General features: G+C 38.1%; 6 protein-coding genes. All 6 read right to left on the bottom strand.

Annotation, left to right across the window (positions count from 1 at the left end):
- Positions 1-28: 28 nt before the first annotated feature.
- The 6 genes from glmS to sigW all read right to left on the bottom strand — a co-directional run bounded on the left by glmS (position 29) and on the right by sigW (position 7,072).
- Positions 29-1,831 (bottom strand): glutamine--fructose-6-phosphate transaminase (isomerizing), encoded by a 1,803-nt coding sequence (glmS, locus tag J0N78_RS21455; RefSeq protein ID WP_209125163.1) that lies wholly within the window; start codon positions 1,829-1,831, stop codon positions 29-31.
- A 465-nt stretch (positions 1,832-2,296) separates the two neighbouring features.
- Positions 2,297-3,637 carry a phosphoglucosamine mutase gene (gene glmM, locus J0N78_RS21460; RefSeq protein WP_209125164.1) on the bottom strand — a complete coding sequence of 447 codons (1,341 nt, stop codon included), beginning with the start codon at positions 3,635-3,637 and terminating at the stop codon, positions 2,297-2,299.
- Positions 3,638-3,663: 26 nt separating this feature from the next.
- Positions 3,664-4,914: a CdaR family protein gene (locus J0N78_RS21465; RefSeq protein ID WP_209125165.1), complete on the bottom strand. Its 1,251-nt coding sequence runs from the start codon at positions 4,912-4,914 to the stop codon at positions 3,664-3,666.
- Positions 4,907-5,731 (bottom strand): diadenylate cyclase CdaA, encoded by an 825-nt coding sequence (gene cdaA, locus J0N78_RS21470; protein WP_209125166.1) that lies wholly within the window; start codon positions 5,729-5,731, stop codon positions 4,907-4,909. The genes J0N78_RS21465 and cdaA overlap by 8 nt, the downstream gene beginning before the upstream one ends.
- A 121-nt stretch (positions 5,732-5,852) precedes the next feature.
- Entirely contained in the window at positions 5,853-6,494 is a 642-nt protein-coding gene (locus J0N78_RS21475) for an anti-sigma factor family protein (protein WP_209125167.1), read from the bottom strand.
- A 14-nt stretch (positions 6,495-6,508) separates the two neighbouring features.
- Positions 6,509-7,072, bottom strand: coding sequence for an RNA polymerase sigma factor SigW (gene sigW / locus J0N78_RS21480; protein WP_209125168.1), 564 nt, complete (start codon positions 7,070-7,072; stop codon positions 6,509-6,511).
- Positions 7,073-7,515: the final 443 nt, after the last annotated feature.

Genomic DNA, 7,515 nt, shown 5'->3' on the forward strand with positions numbered 1-7,515 from the left:
TACAACAAGTAAAAGGAGAATTAATCTCTTACTCAACTGTAACTGATTTTGCTAGATTACGTGGCTTATCTACGTCGCAGCCACGATGTAGGGCCGCATAGTATGAGAGCAATTGTAACGTAATGACACTTACTAATGGAGTCAAGTATTCGTGGACTTTTGGAATAACAAATGCATCATTTACGTCCTCTAAACCTTCCATACTAATTATGCATGGGTTCGCTCCACGTGCTGCTACTTCTTTTACATTGCCGCGAATGCTTAGGTTCACATGATCCTGTGTTGCTAAGGCAACAACAGGTGTTCCATCTTCAATTAAAGCAATCGTTCCGTGCTTTAACTCTCCTCCTGCAAAGCCTTCAGCTTGAATATAAGAAATTTCTTTTAATTTTAGTGCTCCTTCTAATCCAACAAAATAATCAAGACCACGTCCAATAAAGAAGCAGTTACGTGTCGTTGATAAGAAATCACGCGCTAATTTCTCAATGGTTTCTTTCTGGTCACATAAAGCTTCAATCGAAGTAGCAACAAGGCTTAATTCGTAAATCGGGTCAAAATCAATATCATAACCTTGAGCATTCGCTGTGTCTACAGCTAAAATAGCTAGAACAGCCATTTGAGCTGTATAAGCCTTAGTTGAAGCCACCGCAATTTCTGGTCCTGCATACGTATGAAGCGTATAGTTTGCTTCACGAGATAAAGTAGAACCTGGTACATTTGTAATCGTTAAAGCAGGATAACCGAGCTTTCTTACATTCACTAAAACGCCTCGACTATCTGCGGTTTCACCACTTTGTGAAATAAAAATAAAGAGTGGGTTCTCTGATAATAATGGCATGTTATATAAAAATTCACTTGCAATATGAACTTCTACCGGTATGTGAGCCAGTCGTTCAATTAGTTGTTTACCTACCAGTCCTGCATGATAACTTGTTCCTGCAGCAATAATATAAATACGATCAGCTGATTTCATAGCTTCACGAATATTGTCATCTAATTGAATCTTATCGTCACTATCTTTGTACTTCGAAATAATGTTACGGATAACGAAAGGTTGCTCATCGATTTCTTTTAACATGAAATGAGGATATGTGCCTTTTTCAATGTCACTTGCATCTAACTCAGCCTTAAACGGTTCCCGAGCAATCGTTACTCCTGCTAAGTTTTTAATTTCAATGTTGTCACGAGTCACAATAACAATCTCTTGATCCAATAATTCAACAAACGTGTCCGTTACTTGTAACATCGCCATTGCATCACTTGCAACTACATTAACATCGTCACCAATACCAACTAAGAGCGGACTCTTATTTTTTCCAACATAAATTTTTTCCGGGTCCATCTCATCTATTAACGCTGCGGCATAAGATCCCTTTAATAGTGATAATGTTTGACGAAATGCTTTTTCCACCGATTGACCTTCATTAAGAGCTTTCTCAACAAGCTGAACGATCACTTCCGTATCCGTTTCACTCTCGAACGTTACACCTTGTAAATAGTCCCGTTTAAGTTGTTCGTAATTTTCAATTACTCCATTATGCACAATCGTAAAGCGATGTGAAGTACTTTGATGAGGATGAGCGTTTACTTTACTCGGTTCCCCGTGTGTCGCCCAGCGAGTATGACCGATTCCAACCGTTCCTGCTACATCTTCATCTACAATTGCTCGAAGTGTGGCAATCCGTCCCTTTTCTTTAAAAAGGTGCACACCTTCTTCATTCACGATTGCAATACCAGCAGAGTCATATCCACGATACTCCAACTTTTCTAAGCCTTTTAATAAAATCTCTTTTGCATCTTCTGTTCCAATATATCCAACTATTCCACACATGGTTATTTTCCTCCTATAATTGGGAGGCAAGTAACACCCATGTAAATTTACTTATCCCCAGGGCATTAACTTGCCCCACTCTTCTTAACTCTTTATGGCATCAATGTTTTTGATTTTGTACAGAAAGTCACCTCTCTGTTTTTTACAAAAACTTTCGGTTGTGATGTGCAACCGAGGGGCATCCGCCGATCTTCGATAAACCCCTTCCTCGTCAACTATTCATCTACTCTATGAATAGTTCAGGCGCTTTATTGTAAAATATAGTTGTCTGACCTCCATTCTTTTTTCAAAGTCAAAACTAATCATACAATATGACACTGAAAATGGTCAATCTATTTCCTAAATGAAATATAAAAATGTTAAAAAATTACACTGACCAATCTAAATAAAATCAGCTTCTTTTTCAGGTCATATAATATTAAAAATATGCAAAAGCGACACGTCTCGTGCCGCTTTTGCTTATACTCATAGTCCTAGTTCTTCTCGTACGACATCCGAAATTTCATTCACATATTGTTCACAAAGTTCTTCTGTTTGTGCTTCCACCATCACACGGACTAATGGCTCTGTACCAGATGGACGTACGAGTACTCGACCATTACCTGCCATTTCTTTCTCCACTTTCTCAATAACTTGTGAGACATTTTCATTGACTTGAACAGCTACTTTATCTGTCACACGAATATTAACAAGTACTTGTGGGTACTTTTTCATCTCACCTGCAAGTTGTGATAATGGCTTACCTGTCGCTTTCATTATATTTACTAATTGAAGGGCTGATAACATTCCATCCCCAGTTGTAATATGATCGAGGAAAATAATATGACCTGATTGTTCTCCTCCAAGGTTATACCCGCCTTTTCTCATTTCTTCCATTACATAGCGGTCACCGACACTCGTTTGTTTAGCCTCAACGCCAATTTCTTCGATTCCTTTATAAAACCCTAAATTGCTCATCACTGTTGATACGACGGTATTATGTTTTAACCAACCTTGCTCTTGCATATATTTTGCGCAAATAAACATAATTTGGTCACCATCGACAATTTTCCCTTTTTCATCAATAGCAATTAATCGATCCGCATCACCATCAAAGGCAAGGCCGAGATGTGCCCCTTTTTCAACAACAAACGACGCAAGTGCTTCTGGATGAGTCGAACCCACTCCATCATTGATATTAACACCATTAGGAGACGTACCCATCGTGAAAATATCAGCCTCTAAATCAGCAAACAAATGTGGAGCAAGTGAAGAAGCTGCACCATGAGCACAATCTAGCGCAATACTCAATCCTGAGAAATCTTCTTGTACGGTTTGCTTTAAAAATTGCAAATACTTCTGGCCACCTTCAAAATAATCGTTCACTTGCCCTAACTCAGCCCCTACAGGTCGTGGCAACGTATCTTCTTCCTCTAATAATCGCTCAATTTCTTTTTCTTGATCATCCAGTAATTTAAAACCATCTGGCCCAAAAAATTTAATGCCATTATCAGCAACAGGATTATGAGAAGCTGAGATCATGATTCCAGCTTGAGCACTTAATGCTTTGGTGAGAAAAGCAACTCCTGGTGTTGAAATCACACCTAAACGCATAACTTCTGCTCCGATTGAAAGTAGCCCTGCAACAAGTGCACCTTCAAGCATTTCACCAGATATTCGTGTATCACGTCCAATTAACACTTTTGGCTTTTCTGTATTCTTTGTTAAGACATATCCACCAATGCGACCCAATTTAAACGCCAATTCTGGTGTTAATTCGGTATTCGCCACCCCTCGAACTCCATCAGTTCCAAAATATTTACCCATGAATAATCTCTCCTTCAATAAATCCCTTATTGATCTTCTTTGTCAAGTTCTTCTACAACTATTAACGCTTTTTCAGTTTCAGTAAAAAACAACAAGTTTTGTGGACCTACTACTTGTATGTCCACCTCATGTTCTCCTGAAGATAGCTGATTAACATCAACATATGCCTGTATATCTTCTCTGCTTACTTTATCTAAAAGTAATCGTGACCCTTTGACTATCACATCGGTTAATCGACCCTCAGGAGTTCTAATTTCAGCCGAAAAACCTTCAGATAATCCTGTAATCTCTAATGGTATGTCCTCAATCTCCAATGATTCTGCTACACTTAGTTCAATCGTTACATTGATCACTTCAGGGTCTACCTTTTCGACTCCACGTGGCTTTGGTACTGGTATTTGCACGGTTTGACTTTGTGTAATTGTACTTAAATCCAAATTAATCCCTTCAATTAACGAAAGACTGTTTATTATATTCTGTGGCCCGAAGATCGTAACTACCTTCGGGTCTACTGTCATAGAATTTATACTTAACCCTTCAGGTAACTCACCTTGTTTTGTTACTTTTACCGGCACTTCTTTATACGGACTTGTAATCGGTACTCGAACATCAACTACCGCTGTTTCCATATCAAGGTGTAACTCATTCCCGAAATGATCATAGATCTTTACTGGCACACTTTTTTCAATAGTTTTATCTGCACCTTTTACATCAACAAAAACCTTTGCAATGGCAACTTGATTAATTAACTCCTCTGCAGCTGTGATCTCAACATTAACTGGTGTAACAATCGGAAGTCCAATTGAATATCCTTCTGCTATTTCTGATCGATTTACTAAATCAACTTCTACTGGCAGGGAGATCGTTTTCTTTTCCTGTAAGACGACACGAACAAACTGAGGAACAATTGAAACGGAAACATCATTCGGAAATCCTCGATGCTCAACACTAACGTGATGTACTCCTGCTTCACGATCCTGTAAATCAACGAAAACTTCATACGACGGTCGTGTCACTTGAAAGAGTGTAATAGAGCTCTGTGGCCCCTTTAAATTGACTTGAACACTTTCAGTCATTTCGGTTACCGCAAATCTTTCTTCATCATAATGAGCCGTGACCTCAACATCCTCCAATGTATATGTACCAGGACTAACAGGAGGTAAAACCCCTGCTGGCTGATTAGATAAATTGTCATAATTCACCATCATAAATAACATTAAAGCAATGAAAAACGATACAATTTTCACAAACCATGGACTATTAAAAAACTTATCCATTTTTCTTTCCCCCCCATTGCCAACGAGAGGTTGTAGTTGGTTTCGTTTCCATAATTAGTTCTTTTTCTAAAAGGTGCCTTAATTGTTCTTCATTTAAATCCCGATGGAGCTCACCGTTCTTAGTAAGTGAAACATTACCCGTTTCTTCAGATACAACAATCGTGATACTATCCGAAACCTCACTAATTCCAAGTGCTGCACGATGACGTGTACCTAACTCTTTTGAAATAAACGGATTTTCTGATAAGGGTAAATAACAACCTGCAGCTAATATTGTATTTTCCTTAACGATTACAGCTCCATCGTGTAATGGCGTATTGGGTATAAATACATTGATCAATAGCTCTGATGTTAATTTAGCATTCATTCCTATTCCTGTTTCAACATAGTCATTCATACCCGTTTCTCTTTCAACTGAAATAAGAGCACCAATTCTTCGTTTAGCCATATAGCTTGATGCCTTCAAAATAGCTTCTATCGATTTGGTTGCAACATCTTCTTGTGGTGCATTCGTTCTCGAAAAAAATCGCCCTCTCCCTAGCTGCTCTAAAGCCCTTCTAAGCTCAGGCTGAAAAATAATAATAATCGCTAATAAACCGTAAGTCACGGTTTGCGTCATAAGCCAATGAAGAGTTCGTAAACCGAGAATATTACTTAGGAACCAAACGGCTAATATCACTGTAATCCCTTTTAATAATTGAACGGCCCTTGTTCCACGAATGACCATAATCAGCTTATATATGACATAGGTGACTAATAATATATCAACTATACGCCCTAAATGCGTAAGAAATTGAATTTCATCGCCAGGAAACATACTTGCATCCTCCAAACCTTAGTAAAACAAAACTATAATAAATAGCTTTTTCATTATACCACAAAGAAATACTTCAATATTTTTACTTTTGAATTAAAACTATACGTCAAATACAAAATTTTTATTTTCCTGTATCACGTTCAAACACACTAACCACTTCTAATAAAAACTTCTTAATATGGTACCAAGTCCATTCCAACACCTGATTTATTTCTTTGACTTCACCACTTACTGAACCAGCAGAAGCTAAATATTGTTCACTATTAATTAGCAAAACACTTCCTTTTACTTCACCTGCTATTTCAAGCTTACCATTGCGTATCGTTAAATCGCCTTCAATAACCTCACCTTCAGGAACTACAACGGTTCCTGTTTCATTATCAATTTGTAAATTTCCAGCGCCTGTAACCATCAATTGTCCTTCTTGATAGTTCCAGATGGAAAGAATACTAGATGACATAAAAACTAAAAATAATGCAGCTGCAACTAAGAAAGGATGACGTCTGACCCACTTTTTCCAAATATGCGTAGAGGTTTTCCGACTCGTCGGTAATTGATTTAACACATTCATTGTAAAATCTTTAGGCGCAGATATATGAGATGAACTTTGGACAAAAGCGATTGAACGCTTTAACTCCTTATAATGTCTATTACAATCTTCACATTGCTTTAAATGTTCGTAGAGTTCTTTACGTTCTTTGTCAGGCGCTTCACCGTCTAGATATTTATGTAACAAAGAAACATATTTAGGTTCACATGCCATATAAAATCCTCCTTTCACTTATTACGCATTCTCTTTCTTAAGGCCTCTCTCCCTCTATGTATTCTTGTTTTGACCGTTGAAATAGGCAAATTAAGAATTTCACTAATTTCTTTAAGAGAAAGATCTTCGATGTATTTAAGTATGATCGCCGAACGATACTTCGGAGGAAGTTGATTAATTTCATCCTGAATCCACTCTTGCATTTCTATCGTTACTACTTGATCTTCTGGTAGATCTTGATCTGCAGCAATTTGTGATTGAACAGTCAATCCCTCACTATTAGAAATCGGATCACTTAAAAAGCAATCGGGCTTTTTCTTTCGTAACCGATCAATGGAAAGATTTGTTGTTATTCGAAAGAGCCAAGTAGAAAATTTACGAGATGAATCATAGCTATCAATGTTTGTGTATGCACGTAAAAAAGCCTCTTGAGCAATATCTTGCGCTTCATGTACATTACCCACCATGCGATATGACAGTTGATATACTTTATCTTTAAACAATTCTACTAGCTCACCAAACGCCTGCTGATCCCCTTTTTTTACCTCTATTATTAGCTGTTGCACAATTCTATCCATTTTTATTACCTCCGCTTTAATTGCGGTTAGTCTATATACGAACCACTATAGAAAAAGTTTCTACCTCTAATGATTTTTCTCCAAAACATATTTACTATTTTACCATGATTATTTGGAAATAGGAGGAATGAGATAGACTAATAGAATAATTCTTATAAGAAAAGCGAAAGCGCCCGTTTAGCGACGTATGGACTGGACTAAGCCGCAGGAGATAAAGGAAACACAATGAACGTTAGTGAATTGATGTTGACTTATCGTACGGCGGTGAGGGAAGTCTCACTAGTCGCTGGGCGCTGCAGCTAGACAAGAAAAGCGCAAGCGCCCGTTTAGCGACGTATGGACTGGAGACCTCCGTATGAGATAAAGGAAACACGGCGAGTGCTAGCGAGGCGATGTTGACTTATCGTAAGGAGGAGAGCGAAGTCCACTAGACGCTGGGCGCT

The sequence above is a fragment of the Alkalihalobacillus sp. BA299 genome (assembly GCF_017745675.1).
GTDB lineage: Bacteria > Bacillota > Bacilli > Bacillales > Bacillaceae_F > Alkalihalobacterium.

What these genes read in the sequence shown, in the direction of transcription:
- glmM (WP_209125164.1), bottom strand. Translation starts at nt 3,637, where the DNA reads ATGGGTAAATATTTTGGAACTGATGGAGTTCGAGGGGTGGCGAATACC.
- J0N78_RS21475 (WP_209125167.1), bottom strand. Translation starts at nt 6,494, where the DNA reads ATGGCATGTGAACCTAAATATGTTTCTTTGTTACATAAATATCTAGAC.
- J0N78_RS21465 (WP_209125165.1), bottom strand. Translation starts at nt 4,914, where the DNA reads ATGGATAAGTTTTTTAATAGTCCATGGTTTGTGAAAATTGTATCGTTT.
- sigW (WP_209125168.1), bottom strand. Translation starts at nt 7,072, where the DNA reads ATGGATAGAATTGTGCAACAGCTAATAATAGAGGTAAAAAAAGGGGAT.
- cdaA (WP_209125166.1), bottom strand. Translation starts at nt 5,731, where the DNA reads ATGTTTCCTGGCGATGAAATTCAATTTCTTACGCATTTAGGGCGTATA.
- glmS (WP_209125163.1), bottom strand. Translation starts at nt 1,831, where the DNA reads ATGTGTGGAATAGTTGGATATATTGGAACAGAAGATGCAAAAGAGATT.